This window comes from Streptomyces sp. CB02058 (assembly GCF_001905505.1).
Taxonomy (GTDB): Bacteria; Actinomycetota; Actinomycetes; order Streptomycetales; family Streptomycetaceae; genus Streptomyces.
Map to the genome: position 1 here is coordinate 1,094,807 of NZ_LIPG01000002.1, position 19,094 is coordinate 1,113,900.

A 19,094-nucleotide genomic window follows, 5' to 3' on the forward strand; every position below is an offset into this window, starting at 1 on the left:
TACGGACACTCCCCGGAGGACCCGGAGAGATGTCACCCCCGCATTCTTGTTGCCGTTACCGCTTCGTGTCACTCGCCTGTGGACAACCAGGGGTGAAATGCCGGATGTAGTCCGTATGTCGAGTGGTCAGGAGGCGGGGAGGGTCTCCCGCAGCCTGCCGGTGGTCACGTCGAAGACGGAGCCGCGGATGTCGTCGGTGACCACACCGCCGGCGTCGCGGACGGTGTGGCGGCCGCCGAGCTCCAGGCCGAGCGCGGAGCGGAGGTCGAGACGGGCGTCCACGCACGCGACCACGGCGACGTGCAGAACCGGCCCCGCGCCCGTACCCGGGTCGCCGGGCACGAAGAACGTCAACGAGCCTTGTTGTGAGGTAACCCACAAGCCTCACGGTCATGCGCCCGATCGGGTGAGGATCCCGGTACGGCGCGACCGTCCGACGCGCTGCGCCGTTCGTTGATCGGGAATGGATCGAATGGCAGGGTGGACTAAAGTGACGCGAAGTTACCGACACGCCTGCACATTCTGCATATTTTTACACGTTTCGAGCTCCCGTGATGTGCGGCGTACATGCGGCCCGGCCCTCTCCCGCTCGCCGGTCGGCCGACGCCTCCTTCCCCGGCGCCGGCAGACCTCCCCTTCCGAGCGGGCGGGGACCAGACCGCACGTGCGGCCATCACGGGACAGAGCCTGAGAGGGCGCTTTGAGCCAGACCCGACATGTCCCGGTGATGCTCCAGCGATGCCTGGACCTGTTGGCCCCGGCTCTGGAGGCGACGGGACCGCAGCCCCCCGTGGTCGTGGACTGCACCCTCGGGCTCGGCGGGCACAGCGAGGCCCTGCTCGCCGCCTTCCCCGAGGCCAGGCTCGTCGCCCTGGACCGCGACAAGGAGGCGCTGCGCCTCTCCGGGGAGCGCCTCGCCCCCTACGGCGACCGGGCCACCCTGGTGCACGCCGTCTACGACGAACTGCCCGAGGTCCTCGAAAGGCTGGGTATCGCCAAGGTCCAGGGCGTCCTGTTCGACCTCGGCGTCTCCTCCATGCAGCTGGACGAGGCCGACCGCGGCTTCGCCTACGCCCAGGACGCGCCGCTCGACATGCGCATGGACCAGACGACCGGCATCGGCGCGGCCGAGGTCCTCAACACCTATCCGCCGGGCGAACTCGTGCGGATCCTGCGCGCGTACGGCGAGGAGAAGCAGGCCAAGCGCATCGTCTCGGCCGTCGTGCGCGAACGGGAGAAGGAGCCCTTCACCAACAGCGCCCGCCTCGTCGAGCTGATCCGCGACTCCCTGCCGCAGGCCGCCAAGCGCACCGGTGGCAATCCGGCCAAGCGCACCTTCCAGGCCCTGCGCATCGAGGTCAACGGCGAACTCACCGTCCTGGAGCGGGCCATTCCGGCCGCCGTGCAGAGCCTCGCGGTCGGCGGCCGTATCGCCGTCCTCTCCTACCACTCGCTGGAGGACCGGCTCGTCAAGCAGGTCTTCGCGGCCGGTGCGGCCAACACCGCCCCGCCGGGACTGCCCGTCGTCCCCGAGCGCTACCAGCCCCGGCTGAAGCTGCTGACCCGTGGTGCCGAACTGCCCACCGAGGAAGAGGTCGCCGAGAACCGGCGCGCCGCGCCCGCCCGGCTGCGCGGCGCCCAGCGGATCCGCGAGGAGGAGCGATGAGCACGCCCCGCCGGTCCGGCCGGACGCCGGTGAGGACGGTGGCGCCGCGGTGACCAGGACGGCCGAGCAGATGAAGGGGCGGGCCGGCCGCCTCGCCCGGCTGATGCCGTCGGGGCCGAGCACCGCTGCCCGTACCCCCTTCGTCCTGCTGGTCGTGCTGCTGCTCGCCGGTGGCCTGATCTCGCTCCTGCTGCTGAACTCGGCGCTCAACGAAGGATCGTTCAGGCTGAGCAAGCTGGAGCGGGAGACCACCGAGCTCACCGACGAGCAGCAGGCCCTGCAACGGGACGTGGACAGCTACTCCGAGCCCGACGCGCTGGAACGGCGGGCCAGGGAGCTCGGCATGGTGCCCGGCGGCAGCCCCGCCTTCCTGAACCCGGACGGCACCGTCCGCGGCGTGCCCGAGCGGGCCACCGCGGAACCGTCCCCCACGGCCACCCCCGAGCCCTCCGCCCCGGCCTCCCCGTCCGGCTCCGCGTCGCCGTCCGCCTCGCCCTCCACCACCGCGACCTCCACCGCCTCGGCCTCCGCGACCCCGGCCCCGACAGCTCCCTCATCTCCCTCGACGAGCCCCGGCAGGTGACGCAGTGCCGTCCAAGGAACCGCCGCGCCGACGCGTACCCGGCCCCGCGCGCCCCCGCAACGCGGCGAGCGGATCGGGGCGCCCCCGGCCCGCCGCCCGTCCCGAGACCCGGCGCTCCCGGCCCCCGGCCGCCGGCAGGAAGCGGCGCGGCGGCTCCCAGCAGTCCATCCGCCTGGGCAGCCCGCGCCCCCGGCTCCGTCTGATCAGCCTCTGTCTGACGCTCGTCATGCTGGCCTTCGTCGTACGGCTCCTCCAGGTGCAGGCCGTCGACGCCAGCGCGTACGCCGCGAAGGCCGAGAAGAACCGCTACCTCGAGTACACGATCGCCGCCGAGCGCGGTGAGATCACCGACCGCAGCGGCATCGCGCTCGCCACCAGCGTCGACGCGCACGACATCACGGCCGACCCGAAGCTGTTCACCCCCGAGGACAGCAAGGCCCCCGACGCGCCGCAGCAGGCGGCGGCCCTGCTCGCACCGATCCTCGGCAAGGACGAGGCGGAGCTGGCGAAGAAGCTCTCGACGCCCAAGAGCCGCTACACGGTGCTGGCGCGCCGCCAGACCCCCCAGGTCTGGAAGCAGATCAAGGACCTCAAGTCCGTCTTCGCGGAGAAGGCGGCGGAGGACAAGGCCGCCGGGGGTCCCGGGGCCAACGTGCTGGCCGGAGTCCTCCAGGAGCCCACCACCAAGCGGGTCTATCCGAACGGCGGCCTCGCCGCCGGGATACTGGGGTTCGTCAACGCCGAGGGCAAGGGTGGCGGCGGCCTGGAGGCCCAGCTGAACGGGGAGCTCCAGGGCGAGGACGGCAAGATCCGGTACGCCCAGGCCGGCGGCCGTCCCGTTCCGACCGCGGGCTCCACGGAGATCCCGGCCGTCCCGGGCACCGACGTCGAGCTGACGATCGACCGCGACATCCAGTGGGCGGCCCAGCGCGCCATCGCCGACCAGGTCGAGAAGTCCGAGGCGGACCGCGGCTACGTCGTCGTGCAGAACACCAGGACCGGCGAGGTCCTGGCCATGGCCAACGCCCCCGGCTACGACCCGAACGACATCGCGCAGAGCGACGCGACCGCCCTGGGCAACGCCGCGCTCCAGGACGTGTACGAACCCGGCTCCACCAGCAAGGTCATGTCGATGGCCGCCGTGCTGGAGGAGGGAGCCGCCACGCCCGGCACCCATGTCACCGTGCCCAACCGGCTGCACCGGGGCGACCGGCTGTTCCGGGACGACATCGACCACCCCACCTGGTACCTCACGCTCAACGGCGTCCTCGCCAAATCGAGCAACATCGGCACCATCCTGGCCACCGGACAGCTCGGCCGGACACAGGCGGAGGCCAACAAGGTCCTGTACTCCTACCTGCGCAAATTCGGCCTCGGCAGCACCACGGGGCTCGACTACCCCGGCGAGTCGCCCGGCATCCTCGCCAAGCCCCAGGACTGGTCGACCTCGCAGCAGTACACGATCCCGTTCGGCCAGGGGCTCTCCCTCAACGCCATGCAGGCCGCGTCGGTCTACTCGACGATCGCCAACGGCGGGGTCCGGATCGAGCCGACCCTGGTCCGGGGGACGAAGGACGCGGACGGCAACTACGCCGCGTCCGAAGCCCCCGAGCGCACCCGGGTGGTCAGCGAGAAGACCGCCAAGACCCTGGCGAAGATGCTGGAGTCCGTGGTCGACGACCGGGAGGGCACCGGAACCAAGGCCCACATCGAGGGCTACCGGGTCGCGGGCAAGACGGGCACGGCCAACCGCGTCGACCCCGTACGCGGCGTCTACAAGGGCTACACCTCGTCCTTCGCGGGCTTCGCCCCGGCCGACGACCCGCAGATCACCGTCTACTGCGCGATCCAGAACCCCACCAAGGGCAGCTACTTCGGCGGCCAGATCTGCGGCCCGATCTACAAGAAGGTCATGGAGTTCGCCCTGAAGACGCTCCAGACCCCACCCTCCGGCAGCGGCCCCGCCCGTCTGCCGGTGTCCTTCAAACCCGGCGAGTAACTCGGGGGAACCCTCAGTGACGACCATCACCCCTGATCCCGGGAACCGGAACGAGAAGTACCGCAACCCCGCCCCCTCACTTCGCGAGAGGCCCGGTCCGCCCGGTACGCTCACCGCCGTGCCCCACCCTGATCAGTGCCAAACCACTCAGAAGGACGCGCCTGTGAACTACCCGGGAGCGCCCCGACCGGACCGGCTCAGGCCGACGTCCCTCGGAGAGCTGGCAGCCCGGCTCGGTGCCGGACCGCAGGATTCCGGTGAGGTCACCGGCATCACCCACGACTCCCGGGCCGTGCGCCCCGGAGACGTGTACGCGGCCCTGCCCGGAGCCCGCTTCCACGGCGCCGACTTCGCCGCCCAGGCCGCGGGCCTCGGCGCCGCGGCGATCCTCACCGACCCGGCGGGCGCCGAGCGCGCCGCCGGCACCGGCCTCCCGGTCCTCGTCACCGAGGACCCACGCGACCGGATGGGCGACCTCGCCGCCGAGATCTACGGACGGCCGGGCATCGGCCTGCTCCAGATCGGCATCACCGGAACGTCCGGCAAGACCACCACGGCGTACCTCGTCGAGGGCGGACTGCGCGGCGCCGGACGCAGCACCGGGCTGATCGGCACCGTCGAGATGCGGATCGGCGACGAGCGCATCAAGTCGGAGCGCACCACCCCCGAAGCCACCGACCTCCAGGCCCTGTTCGCCGTCATGCGCGAACGAGGTGTCGAGGCGGTCGCCATGGAGGTCTCCAGCCACGCCCTGGTGCTCGGGCGGGTCGACGGCTGCGTGTTCGACGTCGCCGTCTTCAACAACCTCAGCCCGGAGCACATGGAGTTCCACTCCGGCATGGAGGACTACTTCCAGGCCAAGGCGCAGCTGTTCACGCCCGAGCGCAGCAAGCTCGGCGTCGTCAACTTCGACGACGAGTACGGCCGCAGGCTGGTCAAGGAGGCGTCCGTCCCGGTCGTCACCTTCTCCGCCGAGGGCCACCCGGACGCCGAGTGGCGTGCCGAGGACGTCGAAGTCGGCCCCCAGGACAGCACGTTCACCGTGAGGGGCCCCAAGGGCGAGCGGATCACCGCCAGGGCCCCGCTGCCCGGCCCCTTCAACGTGGCCAACACCCTCGCGGCGATCGTCACCCTGGCCGTCGCGGGCGTCGACCCGCAGACCGCCGCGGACGGCGTCGCCGCCGTCCCCGGTGTCCCCGGCCGGCTGGAACGCGTCGACGCCGGACAGCCGTACCTCGCGGTCGTGGACTACGCGCACAAGACCGACGCCGTCGAATCCGTCCTGCGCTCCCTGCAGAAGGTCACCGAGGGCCGGGTGCACATCGTGCTCGGCTGCGGCGGCGACCGTGACACCACCAAGCGCGGCCCGATGGGCGCCGCGGCGGCCCGGCTCGCCGACACCGCCGTACTGACCTCTGACAACCCCCGTTCCGAGGACCCCCTCGCGATCCTCGCCGCGATGCTCGCGGGCGCCGCCGAGGTGCCCGTCCACGAGCGCGGGGACGTGCTCGTCGACGCCGACCGGGCCGCGGCCATCGCCGCCGCGGTCGCCCGGGCCGAGCCCGGCGACACCGTGCTGGTGGCCGGAAAGGGACACGAGCAGGGCCAGGACGTCCACGGAGTGGTGCGCGCCTTCGACGACCGCACGGTCCTGCGCGAGGCCATCGAGCGCTCCCTGGAGCGCGCGGCCGCCGCACAGGCCCCCCAGGACCGCGTACACACCCACGAGAACAACAGTCAGGGATGACCAAGTGATCGCCCTTTCCCTCGCCGAGATCGCCGGAATCGTCGGCGGGCAGCCGCACGACGTACCGGACCCGTCCGTCACCGTCACCGGCCCCGTCGTCATCGACTCCCGGGAGGTGCGGCAGGGCTCCCTGTTCGCCGCGTTCGCGGGCGAGCGGGTCGACGGCCACGACTACGCGCAGCGCGCCGTCGAGGCGGGAGCGGCAGCAGTGCTCGCCGCCCGCCCCGTCGGTGTCCCGGCGATCGTCGTGGACGATGTCGTGGAGGCGCTCGGCGCCCTCGCCCGCTCCGTCGTCGAGCGCCTCGGCACCACCGTCGTCGCGCTCACCGGCTCGGCGGGCAAGACGTCCACCAAGGACCTGATCGCCCAGCTGCTGGAGCGCAAGGCGCCCACCGTCTGGACGCCGGGATCCCTCAACAACGAGATCGGCCTGCCGCTCACGGCTCTGCGCGCGACGGCGGAAACGCGCCATCTTGTGCTGGAGATGGGCGCGCGCGGCATCGGCCACATCAGCTACCTCACGAATCTGACGCCGCCGAAGATCGGCCTGGTCCTCAACGTCGGCAGCGCCCACATCGGCGAGTTCGGCAGCCGGGAGGCGATCGCCCAGGCCAAGGGCGAGCTCGTCGAGGCCCTCCCGGAGGACGGCTGCGCCGTGCTCAACGCCGACGACCCGCTCGTGCGCGCCATGTCGTCCCGCACAAAAGCCCGGGTGCTCCTCTTCGGGGAGGCCCCGGATGCGGACGTACGGGGAGAGAACGTGCGGCTCACGGACGACGGCCGCCCCGCGTTCGCGCTCCACACACCCACCGGGTGCAGCGACGTGACCTTGCGCCTGTACGGTGAGCACCACGTGTCGAACGCGCTCGCCGCGGCCGCCGTCGCCCATGAGTTGGGCATGTCCGTGACCGAGATCGCCGATGCGCTCTCCGGGGCGGGCACCCTCTCCCGCTGGCGCATGGAGGTCACCGAGCGTCCGGACGGTGTGACGGTCGTCAATGACGCCTACAACGCGAACCCCGAATCCATGAAGGCCGCACTCCGTGCGCTGGCCGCCATGGGCAAGGCCCGACAGGCAGCCGGGGGGCGCACGTGGGCGGTGCTCGGTCAGATGGCCGAGCTCGGTGACGCATCGCTCGCCGAGCACGACGCTGTCGGACGGCTCGCCGTCCGGCTCAACGTCAGCAAGCTCGTCGCTGTCGGAGGAACAGAAGCCTCCTGGCTGCAACTGGGCGCATATAACGAGGGTTCGTGGGGTGAGGAGTCGGTGCACGTGTCCGACGCACAGGCGGCCGTCGACCTGTTGCGCAGTGAACTGCGCCCGGGAGACGTCGTGCTGGTGAAGGCGTCCCGGTCGGTCGGCCTGGAGAAGGTCGCCCTGTCACTGCTGGAGACGACCGAGGGCGAGGTCGCCGTCCGATGAGACAGATCCTCTTCGCGGGGGCCATAGGGCTCTTCCTGACCCTGGTCGGCACCCCGCTGCTGATCAAACTTCTGGCCCGCAAGGGCTACGGGCAGTTCATCCGGGACGACGGCCCGCGTACCCACGGCAGCAAAAAGGGCACGCCCACCATGGGTGGCATCGCCTTCATCCTGGCCACGATCATCGCCTACGTACTGGCGAAGGTGATCACCGGCGAGGAGATGCGCTTCTCCGGTGTGCTCGTCCTGTTCCTGATGACCGGGATGGGTCTCGTCGGCTTCCTCGACGACTACATCAAGATCGTGAAGCAGCGCTCGCTGGGGCTGCGGGCCAAGGCCAAGATGGCCGGCCAGCTGATCGTCGGCATCGCCTTCGCGGTGCTCTCGCTCCAGTTCGCGGACGCCCAGGGGAACACCCCGGCCTCCACCCGGCTCTCCTTCGTCGAGGACTTCGGCTGGTCGATCGGCCCCGTGCTGTTCTGCGTCTGGGCGCTGTTCATGATCCTCGCCATGTCCAACGGCGTGAACCTGACGGACGGCCTGGACGGACTGGCCACCGGTGCCTCGGTGATGGTCTTCGGCGCCTACACCTTCATCGGTCTCTGGCAGTTCCAGGAGTCCTGCGCCAACGCGGAGACCCTGACCAACCCCAGCGCCTGCTTCGAGGTACGCGACCCGCTCGACCTCGCCGTCGTCGCCTCCGCCCTGATGGGCGCCTGCTTCGGCTTCCTGTGGTGGAACACCTCGCCCGCCAAGATCTTCATGGGCGACACCGGTTCGCTGGCCCTCGGCGGCGCGCTCGCCGGCCTCGCGATCTGCTCCCGCACCGAGTTCCTGATGGCCATCCTCGGCGGCCTCTTCGTGATGATCACCATGTCGGTGGTCATCCAGGTCGGCTCCTTCAAGATGACCGGCAAGCGGGTCTTCCGCATGGCCCCGCTCCAGCACCACTTCGAACTCAAGGGGTGGTCCGAAGTCCTTGTCGTGGTCCGCTTCTGGATCATCCAGGGCATGTGTGTGATCGTCGGCCTCGGCCTCTTCTACGCAGGATGGGCAGCCAAGAAGTGAGCAACGTGGACTGGCAGGGCAAGCACGTCACGGTGGCCGGGCTTGGCGTCAGCGGGATCCCCGCGGCCCGCGCCCTGCACGAGCGGGGGGCCCTCGTCACCGTCGTCAACGACGGCGACGACGAGCGCTCCCGCGCACAGGCCGCCGAACTGGAGGCGCTCGGCATCACCGTGCGCCTCGGTGACGGCGACACCCTGCCCGAGTCCACCGAGCTCGTCGTCACGGCCCCCGGCTGGAAGCCCAGCAAGCCGCTCTTCCAGGCAGCCGCCGAGGCGGACGTCCCCGTCTGGGGCGACGTCGAACTCGCCTGGCGGCTGCGGGGGCCCGATGCCGCACCCTGGCTCGCGGTCACCGGGACCAACGGCAAGACCACGACCGTGCGGATGCTCGCCTCGATCCTCGGAGCGGCCGGGCTGCGCACGGCCGCGGTCGGCAACATCGGGGTGTCCCTGCTGGACGCGGTGCTCGGCGACGAGACGTACGACGTCCTCGCCGTCGAGCTCTCCAGCTACCAGCTCCACTGGGCGCCCTCGCTGCGCGCCCACTCCGGAGCGGTGCTCAACCTCGCACCGGACCACCTCGACTGGCACGGCTCCATGGCCGGTTACGCCGCCGACAAGGGCCGGATCTACGAGGGCAACACCGTCGCCTGCGTCTACAACGTGCAGGACCCCGCGACGGAGGACCTCGTGCGCGAGGCCGACGTCGAGGAGGGCTGCCGGGCGATCGGGTTCACGCTCGGCACACCGGGACCCTCGCAGCTCGGGGTTGTCGACGGCATCCTCGTCGACCGGGCGTTCGTGGCCAACCGGCAGAAGCAGGCGCAGGAGCTCGCCGAGGTCGGCGACATCAACCCGCCGGCCCCGCACAACATCGCCAACGCCCTGGCCGCCGCCGCGCTCGCCCGCGCCTTCGGCGTCGAGCCCGCCGCCGTGCGCGACGGGCTGAGGGCCTTCCGCCCCGACGCCCACCGCATCGAACACGTCGCCGACGTGGACGGCGTGACGTACATCGACGACTCCAAGGCCACCAACACCCATGCCGCCGAAGCCTCCCTGGCGGCCTACGAGCCCATCGTCTGGATCGCCGGAGGCCTCGCCAAGGGCGCCACGTTCGACGAGCTGGTGACGGGGGCAGCGAAGCGGCTGAGGGGTGTCGTGCTGATGGGCGCCGACCGGGCGCTGATCGGTGAAGCCCTGGCGCGACACGCCCCCGAGGTACCGGTGGTCGACCTCGACCGGACCGACACTGGGGCGATGTCCGAAGCCGTCCGCGAAGCGGCACGGCTGGCCCGGCCGGGCGACACCGTACTGCTGGCCCCGGCCTGTGCCTCGATGGACATGTTCGTCAACTACAACAAGCGGGGCGAGGCGTTCGCGGACGCGGTCCGCGGGCTCGCCGGCGAGAGCGCCTGACGGACCCGGCCTCCGCGTCGTACTGTCCGGAGAACCGGCGCCCGGGGACCCGGCGCGAGCAGCGCGGCCACGGGCCCCGGCGCCCCGGTGACAGCCCCGGGCACGAGCAGTGGAGGGGACAGCGACAATGCCGGCCGACGAGAGCGCAGCCGCGCGCCGAGCCGACCGCCCACGAGCGGCCGGGGCGATCAGCCGGGCGCTCACCCCGCCCCTGCCCGCCGGCCTCGGACTCCCTGCCGGGCTGGTCCTCCGGAGCCGGCCCGCCGCCGGCCCCCGGCGGCCGCCCACGCCCCGCGGAGGCGCCCGTGGGGCCGGCACACCGCCCGGACGGCCGCGCAGGGGCGCCGGGGTACGGCGGACGTACGAGCGGGCACGACGGGCCTGGGACCGCCCCCTGACCGCGTACTACCTGATTCTCGGGTCCAGCCTGCTGATCACCGTGCTCGGCCTCGTGATGGTCTACTCCGCCTCGATGATCAAGGCGCTGGAGCTCGCCAGGCCCGGTACGTACTTCTTCCGCAAGCAGTTCCTCGCCGCCGTGATCGGCGCCGCGCTGATGCTGCTGGCCTCCAGGATGCCCGTCAAACTCCACCGGGCACTGGCCTATCCGCTGCTCATGGGCACGGTCTTCCTGATGGTCCTGGTGCAGGTGCCGGGGATAGGGATGTCGGTCAACGGCAACCAGAACTGGATCTACCTGGGCGGCCCCTTCCAGCTCCAGCCCAGCGAGTTCGGCAAGCTCGCCCTGATCCTGTGGGGCGCCGACCTGCTCGCGCGCAAACAGGACAAACGGCTGCTGGCACAGTGGAAGCACATGCTCGTGCCGCTCGTCCCCGTCGCCTTCATGCTGCTCGGGCTGATCATGCTCGGCGGCGACATGGGCACCGCGATCATTCTCACGGCGATCCTCTTCGGGCTGCTCTGGCTGGCCGGCGCCCCCACCCGGCTCTTCGCCGGAGTGCTCGCCTTCGCCGGTCTCATCGGCTTCCTGCTCATCAAGACCAGCCCCAACCGGATGTCCAGGCTCGGCTGCATCGGAGCGTCCGAGCCGGGCCCCGGGGACTCGTGCTGGCAGGCGGTGCACGGAATCTATGCTCTGGCGTCCGGCGGATGGTTCGGTTCCGGGCTCGGCGCGAGTGTGGAAAAATGGGGTCAACTGCCTGAACCGCACACCGACTTCATCTTCGCCATCACCGGGGAGGAACTGGGTCTGGCGGGGACGCTGTCGGTACTGGCCCTCTTCGCGGCTCTAGGCTATGCGGGTATCCGCGTGGCCGGACGCACGGAGGACCCCTTCGTGAGGTACGCAGCGGGAGGCGTGACCACCTGGATCACGGCACAGGCCGTGATCAACATCGGTGCGGTGCTCGGCCTGTTGCCGATCGCCGGTGTCCCGTTGCCGCTGTTCTCCTACGGGGGCTCGGCCCTGCTGCCGACCATGTTCGCTGTCGGGCTCATGATCGCCTTCGCGCGAGAGGACCCTGCGGCGAGAGCGGCCCTGGCCATGCGGAGGCCCGGGGTCAGATGGAAGACGATGAGACGGCGCGTCACGAAGCGTCCGTCCGGAGAGCGGTGAATTTCGGTGCATGTCGTACTCGCCGGCGGGGGGACCGCCGGGCACATCGAGCCCGCGCTTGCCCTCGCAGACGCCCTGCGGAGGCAGGACCCGACCGTGGGAATCACTGCCCTCGGCACGGAACGCGGACTCGAGACCAGGCTCGTACCCGAGCGGGGGTACGACCTGGCACTGATCCCTGCCGTACCGCTGCCGCGCAAGCCCACACCCGAGCTGATCACCGTCCCGGGGCGGCTGCGCGGCACCATCAAGGCCGCCGAGCAGATCCTGGAGCGCACCAAGGCCGACTGCGTGGTCGGCTTCGGCGGCTACGTCGCCCTGCCCGGCTATCTCGCGGCCAAGCGCGTCGGTGTTCCGATCGTCGTCCATGAGGCCAACGCGCGGCCCGGCCTGGCCAACAAGATCGGCTCGCGTTACGCCCACGGGGTCGCCGTCTCCACCCCGGACAGCAAGCTGCGCGGCGCCCGCTACATCGGCATCCCGCTGCGCCGCACCATCGCCACCCTCGACCGGGCCAGGGTCCGGCCCGAGGCGCGCGCCGCCTTCGGTCTCGACCCCAACCTGCCGACGCTGCTGGTCTCCGGCGGCTCGCAGGGCGCCCGCCACCTCAACGAGGTGGTCACCCGGATCGCGCCGCTGCTCCAGCGCTCCGGAATCCAGATCCTCCATGTGGTCGGTCCGAAGAACGAATTGCCGCGCATCGACAACATGCCCGGGATGCCGCCCTACATCCCGGTACCGTACGTGGACCGGATGGACCTCGCCTACGCCGCGGCCGACATGATGCTCTGCCGCGCGGGCGCGATGACCGTCGCCGAACTCTCCGCCGTCGGGCTCCCCGCCGCGTACGTCCCGCTGCCGATCGGCAACGGCGAACAGCGGCTCAACGCCCAGCCGGTGGTCAACGCCGGTGGCGGTCTGCTGGTGGACGACGCGGCGCTCACCCCGGAATGGGTGCAGGGCAACGTCCTTCCGGTGCTCTCGGATCCGCACCGGCTGTACGAGATGTCCCGTGCCGCCGCGGAGTTCGGGCGACGGGACGCCGACGACCTGCTCGTCGGCATGGTGTACGAGGCGATTGCCGCGCGCCGCCAGGCGTGAGGCGGTGCGGACCCGGGGCGTGCGCCCCGGGTCCGGCGAAGGAGCGAGCGTGGCCGGACCGACGACTGCCCAGCGCGGTGGGGCCGAACGGGCCGACACCCCGGCCCGCCCGCCGCACATCGGCCCGCAGAAGCGCCGGCTGAACGGCCGTATGCGTCTGCTTCTGGCCGTACTTGGCCTGGTGCTGACCGCCGCGGCCACGGTCTGGGTGCTCTACGGATCGTCCTGGCTGCGGCTGGAGAAGGTGACGATCACCGGCACCGACGTCCTGACCGGGGCCGAGGTGGAGGCCGCCGCGAACGCCCCGGTCGGAGATCCGCTCATTTCGGTGGACACCGGTGTGATCGCAGACAGATTGCGCCAGAAGTTGCCTCGTATCGACTCCGTGGATGTCGTACGGTCATGGCCGCACGGTATCGGCCTTAAAGTGACCGAACGGAAACCGGTCCTGCTGATCGAAAAGGGTCAGAAGTTCATCGAAGTGGACGCAAAGGGTGTGCGCTTCGCAACCGTGGACAAAGCCCCCGGGCATGTACCGCTGTTGGAACTGATGCCCGATCAATCCGCGAGCCTGCGCCGCTTCGGCAGCGACCGGCTCGTGCGGGAAGCGGTTCGCGTCGCGGGTGACCTTCCTGGGAAGGTGGCCGGGGAGACCAGGACCGTGAGGATCACGTCGTACGACTCCGTCGTCCTCGAACTGACCCGCGGTCGCGCCGTGATGTGGGGCAGCAGCGAGGAGGGACCCGTGAAGGCGCGGGTGCTCACCGCTCTCATGAAAGCGTCTCCCAAAGCGGGACACTTCGACGTGAGTGCCCCCACCGCCCCTGCGGTGTCGAAGAGTTGACGCACGTTTGGCCTGGCCAGCCCCCTGGTTGGTCAGCGCTACGGGTGATCACATAGGGTGAAAAGAAAAACGGGAGGTTCGGCGTGTTCGTTGAACGTGCGCCACTTGTCGACTTAGTGTCCTGTTCGGAAGAGTCCATGAAGCAGACACACTGGTAACCCTAAACTTCAAGGTTAGGGTTTGGGTCGGCGTTCGGACCGACCCAATCGGCATCCGTCGTCGCGGCGGGACTACCGCGAAGCGACGACACGTAACTCGAGGCGAGAGGCCTTCGACGTGGCAGCACCGCAGAACTACCTCGCAGTCATCAAGGTCATCGGTGTCGGCGGCGGTGGTGTCAATGCCATCAACCGAATGATCGAGGTCGGCCTCAAGGGCGTCGAGTTCATCGCGATCAACACCGACGCGCAAGCGCTGTTGATGAGCGACGCCGACGTCAAGCTCGACGTCGGCCGTGAACTCACCCGTGGCCTCGGGGCCGGGGCGAACCCGGCCGTCGGTCGCAAGGCGGCAGAGGACCACCGTGAGGAGATCGAGGAGGTCCTCAAGGGGGCCGACATGGTCTTCGTCACCGCCGGAGAAGGCGGCGGCACCGGCACCGGCGGCGCACCCGTCGTCGCCAACATCGCCCGCTCGCTGGGCGCCCTGACGATCGGTGTGGTCACCCGCCCGTTCACCTTCGAGGGCCGGCGGCGCGCGAACCAGGCGGAGGACGGCATCGCCGAGCTCCGCGAAGAGGTCGACACCCTCATCGTCATCCCCAACGACCGGCTGCTGTCCATCTCGGACCGCCAGGTCAGCGTGCTCGACGCGTTCAAGTCGGCCGACCAGGTGCTGCTCTCGGGCGTCCAGGGCATCACCGACCTCATCACGACCCCGGGTCTGATCAACCTCGACTTCGCCGACGTCAAGTCGGTCATGTCCGAGGCCGGATCGGCGCTCATGGGCATCGGCTCCGCACGCGGCGACGACCGCGCGGTCGCGGCGGCGGAGATGGCGATCTCCTCGCCGCTCCTGGAGGCGTCCATCGACGGCGCCCGCGGTGTCCTGCTCTCCATCTCCGGCGGCAGCGACCTCGGTCTCTTCGAGATCAACGAGGCCGCGCAGCTGGTGAGCGAGGCGGCCCACCCGGAGGCGAACATCATCTTCGGCGCGGTCATCGACGACGCGCTGGGCGACGAGGTCCGGGTCACCGTCATCGCCGCGGGCTTCGACGGCGGACAGCCGCCGGCCCGCCGGGAGAACGTCCTCGGAGCGAACGCCGGGAAGCGCGAGGAGCCGGCCCCGCCGGCCCGGGCCGCCGAGCCGGTGCGCCAGTCGAGCGGGCTGGGCTCCGTCCCGCCGCGCGAGGAGCCCCAGACGCCGGCCGAGCCGGTGCCGGTGGCGAACGAGACCTCGCTCCCGCCGGTCTCCCCGCCGCACGTCCCGACGGCCCGTCCCTACCAGGACAACCAGGCCGAAGAGCTGGACGTACCGGACTTCTTGAAGTGATAGGTCCGCAGCACGCGGCCCCGGCCGCGGAGTCTTCGGCGGGCGGCGCCCATTTCGCCTTCACCGACAGGTGGGGCGGAGTGAGCGCCGTTCCGTACGAGGAGCTCAACCTGGGCGGCGCGGTCGGTGACGATCCCGCCGCTGTCTCCACGAACCGGGCGCGCGCGGCCGGGGCCCTCGGCCTCGACCCGGCCCGGGTCGTCTGGATGAACCAGGTGCACGGGCGCGACGTGGCCGTGGTCGAGGGGCCCTGGGGCGACGCCTCCGAGATCCCCGCCGTGGACGCGGTGGTGACCGCCAGGCGCGGGGTGCCGCTCGCGGTCCTCACCGCCGACTGCACTCCCGTGCTCCTCGCCGACCCGGTGGCCGGTGTGATCGCGGCGGCCCATGCGGGAAGGCCCGGTCTGGTCGCGGGTGTCGTCCCGGCGGCCGTCGAGGCGATGACCGCCCTCGGCGCCGAACCGTCCAGGATCACCGCGCACACCGGCCCGGCCGTCTGCGGGCGGTGCTACGAGGTTCCCGAGCGTATGCGCGCCGAGGTCGCCGAGGTGGTTCCGGCCTCGTGGTCGGAGACCAGCTGGGGGACCCCCGCCGTGGACGTCACCGCCGGAGTCCACGCCCAGCTCGAGGCGCTCGGTGTGGGCGACCGGCACAGCTCGCCGTACTGCACCCTGGAATCCGGCGACCACTTCTCGTACCGCCGCGACCGCACCACAGGACGGCTCGCCGGATATGTCTGGTTGGACTGATAGGGCATGACGGATCGCAGGACTGAACTCGCGGCGAACCTGGCACAGGTGGAGGAACGCATTGCTTCCGCCTGTGCGGCCGCGGGCCGCGAGCGGGGAGAGGTGACGCTCATCGTGGTCACCAAGACGTATCCCGCGAGCGATGTGCGAATTCTGCACGAACTCGGTGTTCGGCAGGTCGCGGAGAACCGTGACCAGGACGCGGCACCAAAAGCCGCCGCTTGTGCGGATCTGTCGCTCACATGGCACTTTGTCGGGCAATTGCAGACCAACAAGGTGCGCTCCGTGGCTGGTTATGCCGATGTGGTCCAGTCCGTGGACCGGGTGAGGCTCGTCACCGCACTCTCGGCGGCGGCGGTGCGGGGCGAGCGTGAACTCGGCTGCCTCATCCAGGTCGCACTCGACGCGGAGAGCGGCGAACGCGGGGACCGCGGTGGTGTCGCGCCGGACGCGATCGAGGAGTTGGCCGACGCGGTGGAGGCGGCTCCGGGACTCCGGCTCGACGGCCTCATGACGGTCGCCCCGCTCGCCGGCCCCTACGCCGGGCGGCAACGGGCGGCGTTCGACCGGCTGATGGAATTCTCATCCCGCCTGCGCGGGAACCATCCGGCTGCGAACATGGTCTCTGCTGGGATGAGCGCGGATCTCGAGGACGCGGTGGCGGCCGGAGCGACACATGTACGCGTCGGTACGGCGGTACTCGGAGTCCGACCCCGGCTCGGGTAACGTCGCGAAGCAAGTCGGACCACAGCAGAAAATATGGTCATTCCCGCCCAGAGCGGGCAGGCCGGAGTGGATCTCGGGCACTTGGTGACACGAATGCCGATCCACCACAGAGCGGAGGACTCGGAGCATGGCCGGCGCGATGCGCAAGATGGCGGTCTACCTCGGCCTCGTGGAGGACGATGGGTACGACGGTCCGGGGTTCGACCCCGACGACGAATTCGAACCCGAGCCGGAGCCCGAGCGGGACCGGCGGCGGCACCAGCCCGCGCATCAGATTGAGCGGGAACGGGACGAACCGGTACGAGCGGTGCAGCCGCCCGCACCTCGGGAGCCTGTTCAGCTCCCGGCGGAAAGCGGACGACCCGCCCGAATCGCACCCGTGGCATCCATCACACCTGACCGCCCGAACATGGAGAAGAACGCACCGGTGATCATGCCCAAGGTCGTGTCCGAGCGGGAGCCCTACCGGATCACCACGCTGCACCCCAGGACCTACAACGAGGCCCGTACCATCGGGGAACACTTCCGTGAGGGCACTCCGGTGATCATGAACCTCACGGAGATGGACGACACGGATGCGAAGCGACTTGTCGACTTTGCCGCGGGACTCGTCTTCGGTCTCCATGGCAGCATTGAGCGCGTGACGCAGAAGGTGTTCCTGTTGTCGCCTGCTAACGTCGATGTCACGGCGGAGGACAAGGCCCGCATCGCAGAGGGCGGGTTCTTCAACCAGAGCTGAGAACAACGGGAACAAACCCGGCCGGGAGGCCGGGCTACGAGAGCCAGGGGAGAGGGAAGCGCGGGACATGGGCGTCGCACTGGATGTTGTCTATATCGCGCTGATGTGTTTCCTCATCGTGCTGATCTTCCGGCTGGTCATGGACTATGTCTTCCAGTTCGCACGTTCATGGCAGCCAGGCAAGGCGATGGTGATCGTTCTCGAGGGCACTTACACTGTCACCGATCCACCGCTGAAGCTTCTGCGGCGGTTCATACCGCCGTTGCGTCTCGGGGGCGTGGCACTTGACCTGTCCTTCTTCGTTCTGATGATCATCGTCTACATTCTGCTCAGCCTCGTGGGCAACTTTGCGAGCAGCGTGTGAACGATACGGTCTTGCCGACTGCCGACGACTACGTAGAGGTGAAGAAGAGATGCCGCTGACCCCCGAGGACGTGCGGAACAAGCAGTTCACGACCGTCCGCCTCCGAGAAGGCTATGACGAGGACGAGGTCGATGCCTTCCTCGACGAGGTCGAATCGGAACTGACCCGACTGCTGCGTGAGAACGAGGACCTGCGCGCCAAGCTGGCCGCTGCCACGCGCGCGGCCGCGCAGAACCAGCAGCAGCAGGGCATGCGCAAACCGCCGGAACAGCAGGAACGGCCAGGTGCCCCGGTGCCCGCCGCCATATCTGGTCCGCCGGTGCAGCAGCAGCCCCCGCAGATGGGTCCCCCCCAGCTGCCCGGTGGAGCTCCGCAGCTGCCTGCCGGTCCCAGCGGCCATGGTCCCCAGGGCGGCCACGGTCCCGGTCCGCAGGGCCCGCACGGCCCCGGCCCGATGCAGGGCGGTCCCATGGGTGGCCCGATGGGCGGCCCCATGGGTGGTCACGCTCCGCAGCAGCAGATGCAGCAGATGCAGCAGCAGCAGATGCAGCAGCCCGGTCAGGGCCCTGGTGGCGACAGCGCCGCCCGTGTCCTCTCCCTCGCCCAGCAGACCGCCGACCAGGCGATCGCGGAGGCCCGTTCCGAGGCCAACAAGATCGTCGGCGAGGCGCGCAGCCGTGCCGAGGGCCTCGAGCGTGACGCCCGTGCCAAGGCGGACGCCCTGGAGCGGGACGCGCAGGAGAAGCACCGCGTGGCGATGGGCTCGCTGGAGTCGGCCCGCGCGACGCTGGAGCGCAAGGTCGAGGACCTGCGCGGCTTCGAGCGCGAGTACCGGACCCGTCTGAAGTCCTACCTGGAGAGCCAGCTGCGTCAGCTGGAGACCCAGGCCGACGACTCGCTGGCTCCGCCGCGGGCCCCGGCCGCGGCTTCGCTGCCGCCGTCGCCCTCGCTGGCCCCGGCCGGTGCGGGTGCGATGGGACACACCATGGGCGGCAACCACGGTGGTCACGGCAGCCAGCAGATGGGTGGCGGCAACCAGTCGATGGGTGGTGGCCCGTCGTACGGTGGCGGCCAGCAGCAGATGTCGCCGGCGATGACGCAGCCGATGGCGCCGGTGCGGCCGCAGGCGCCGCAGCCGATGCAGCAGGCGCCGTCGCCGATGCGTGGGTTCCTGATCGACGAGGACGACAACTGATCGGTTCGCGCTCGCTGAGCGCGTAGCCGTCGGCAGGCAAAGGGCCGGGCCCCGGGGATTTTCCCCGGGGCCCGGCCCTTTGGCGTTGCCGTGCGTGCCGGGTGCCGGGTGCCGGGTGCCGCGTGCTGCCGGGGGGCGGGTGCGGTTCGCGGGGCGGGCCGCTGCGCGGGGCCTGTGCCCCTGCCCGCCCCTTCCCGTAACCGGGGCTCCGCCCCGGACCCCGCTCCTCAATCGCCGGAGGGGCTTGAAATGGGCGCCGGCCGAACTTGAAGGGCGGCGGTGCGGGTGGGGGCGCCGAGTGTGGTGCCGGGCCGGGCTTGGAAGGCGGTGCCGGGAAACGTGAAGGGTTCCTCCGGTGTGTCGCCGGAGGGGTGCGGTGCCGGGAAACGTGAAGGGCCCCTCCGGTGTT

16 protein-coding genes and 1 pseudogene are annotated in these 19,094 nt (G+C 70.5%); 16 read left to right on the top strand and 1 reads right to left on the bottom strand.

The features are described from left to right. Window positions 1-186: 186 nt before the first annotated feature. Window positions 187-381, bottom strand: a pseudogene (locus AMK10_RS12180) (hypothetical protein); the annotation flags it as partial. Between the two features lie 319 nt (window positions 382-700). Here AMK10_RS12180 and rsmH point away from each other — a divergent pair. The 16 genes from rsmH (at window position 701) to AMK10_RS12265 (ending at window position 18,685) form a co-directional block, all read left to right on the top strand. Then, window positions 701-1,666 carry a 16S rRNA (cytosine(1402)-N(4))-methyltransferase RsmH gene (rsmH, locus tag AMK10_RS12185; RefSeq protein WP_073747687.1) on the top strand — a complete coding sequence of 322 codons (966 nt, stop codon included), beginning with the start codon at window positions 701-703 and terminating at the stop codon, window positions 1,664-1,666. 49 nt (window positions 1,667-1,715) lie between these two features. After that, the gene (locus AMK10_RS12190; RefSeq protein WP_073747688.1) at window positions 1,716-2,249 is read left to right on the top strand and encodes an FtsB family cell division protein; all 534 of its coding nucleotides are present in this window, start codon (window positions 1,716-1,718) and stop codon (window positions 2,247-2,249) included. A 4-nt stretch (window positions 2,250-2,253) separates the two neighbouring features. Further along, entirely contained in the window at window positions 2,254-4,248 is a 1,995-nt protein-coding gene (locus tag AMK10_RS12195) for a peptidoglycan D,D-transpeptidase FtsI family protein (protein ID WP_073747689.1), read from the top strand. 16 nt (window positions 4,249-4,264) lie between these two features. Then, on the top strand, window positions 4,265-5,995 hold the full coding sequence (locus AMK10_RS12200) for a UDP-N-acetylmuramoyl-L-alanyl-D-glutamate--2,6-diaminopimelate ligase (protein WP_073747690.1): 1,731 nt from the start codon (window positions 4,265-4,267) through the stop codon (window positions 5,993-5,995). Window positions 5,996-5,999: 4 nt separating this feature from the next. Next, window positions 6,000-7,418, top strand: a complete 1,419-nt coding sequence (locus tag AMK10_RS12205; RefSeq protein ID WP_073747691.1) for a UDP-N-acetylmuramoyl-tripeptide--D-alanyl-D-alanine ligase — start codon at window positions 6,000-6,002, stop codon at window positions 7,416-7,418. Next, window positions 7,415-8,485 carry a phospho-N-acetylmuramoyl-pentapeptide-transferase gene (mraY, locus tag AMK10_RS12210; RefSeq protein ID WP_073747692.1) on the top strand — a complete coding sequence of 357 codons (1,071 nt, stop codon included), beginning with the start codon at window positions 7,415-7,417 and terminating at the stop codon, window positions 8,483-8,485. The genes AMK10_RS12205 and mraY overlap by 4 nt, the downstream gene beginning before the upstream one ends. Continuing rightward, on the top strand, window positions 8,467-9,900 hold the full coding sequence (gene murD / locus AMK10_RS12215; protein WP_198959680.1) for a UDP-N-acetylmuramoyl-L-alanine--D-glutamate ligase: 1,434 nt from the start codon (window positions 8,467-8,469) through the stop codon (window positions 9,898-9,900). The genes mraY and murD overlap by 19 nt, the downstream gene beginning before the upstream one ends. A gap of 127 nt (window positions 9,901-10,027) precedes the next feature. Continuing rightward, window positions 10,028-11,476, top strand: a complete 1,449-nt coding sequence (gene ftsW / locus AMK10_RS12220; RefSeq protein WP_198959681.1) for a putative lipid II flippase FtsW — start codon at window positions 10,028-10,030, stop codon at window positions 11,474-11,476. 6 nt (window positions 11,477-11,482) lie between these two features. Next, window positions 11,483-12,577 (top strand): undecaprenyldiphospho-muramoylpentapeptide beta-N-acetylglucosaminyltransferase, encoded by a 1,095-nt coding sequence (gene murG / locus AMK10_RS12225; RefSeq protein ID WP_014156748.1) that lies wholly within the window; start codon window positions 11,483-11,485, stop codon window positions 12,575-12,577. A 49-nt stretch (window positions 12,578-12,626) separates the two neighbouring features. Beyond that, window positions 12,627-13,421, top strand: a complete 795-nt coding sequence (locus AMK10_RS12230; protein ID WP_073747694.1) for a cell division protein FtsQ/DivIB — start codon at window positions 12,627-12,629, stop codon at window positions 13,419-13,421. Window positions 13,422-13,697: 276 nt separating this feature from the next. Beyond that, window positions 13,698-14,912, top strand: a complete 1,215-nt coding sequence (ftsZ, locus tag AMK10_RS12240) for a cell division protein FtsZ (RefSeq protein WP_073747696.1) — start codon at window positions 13,698-13,700, stop codon at window positions 14,910-14,912. Further along, window positions 14,909-15,661, top strand: a complete 753-nt coding sequence (gene pgeF, locus AMK10_RS12245) for a peptidoglycan editing factor PgeF (RefSeq protein WP_073747697.1) — start codon at window positions 14,909-14,911, stop codon at window positions 15,659-15,661. Before ftsZ ends, pgeF begins: the two co-directional genes overlap by 4 nt. A gap of 6 nt (window positions 15,662-15,667) precedes the next feature. Next, window positions 15,668-16,387, top strand: coding sequence for a YggS family pyridoxal phosphate-dependent enzyme (locus AMK10_RS12250; protein WP_073747698.1), 720 nt, complete (start codon window positions 15,668-15,670; stop codon window positions 16,385-16,387). A gap of 127 nt (window positions 16,388-16,514) precedes the next feature. Beyond that, a complete protein-coding gene (locus tag AMK10_RS12255; protein WP_073747699.1) occupies window positions 16,515-17,126 on the top strand; it encodes a cell division protein SepF in 612 nt (203 codons plus the stop codon). Window positions 17,127-17,193: 67 nt separating this feature from the next. Beyond that, window positions 17,194-17,490, top strand: a complete 297-nt coding sequence (locus AMK10_RS12260; RefSeq protein WP_073747700.1) for a YggT family protein — start codon at window positions 17,194-17,196, stop codon at window positions 17,488-17,490. A 49-nt stretch (window positions 17,491-17,539) separates the two neighbouring features. Beyond that, window positions 17,540-18,685: a DivIVA domain-containing protein gene (locus AMK10_RS12265; RefSeq protein WP_073747701.1), complete on the top strand. Its 1,146-nt coding sequence runs from the start codon at window positions 17,540-17,542 to the stop codon at window positions 18,683-18,685. The last annotated feature ends 409 nt before the right edge of the window (window positions 18,686-19,094 follow it).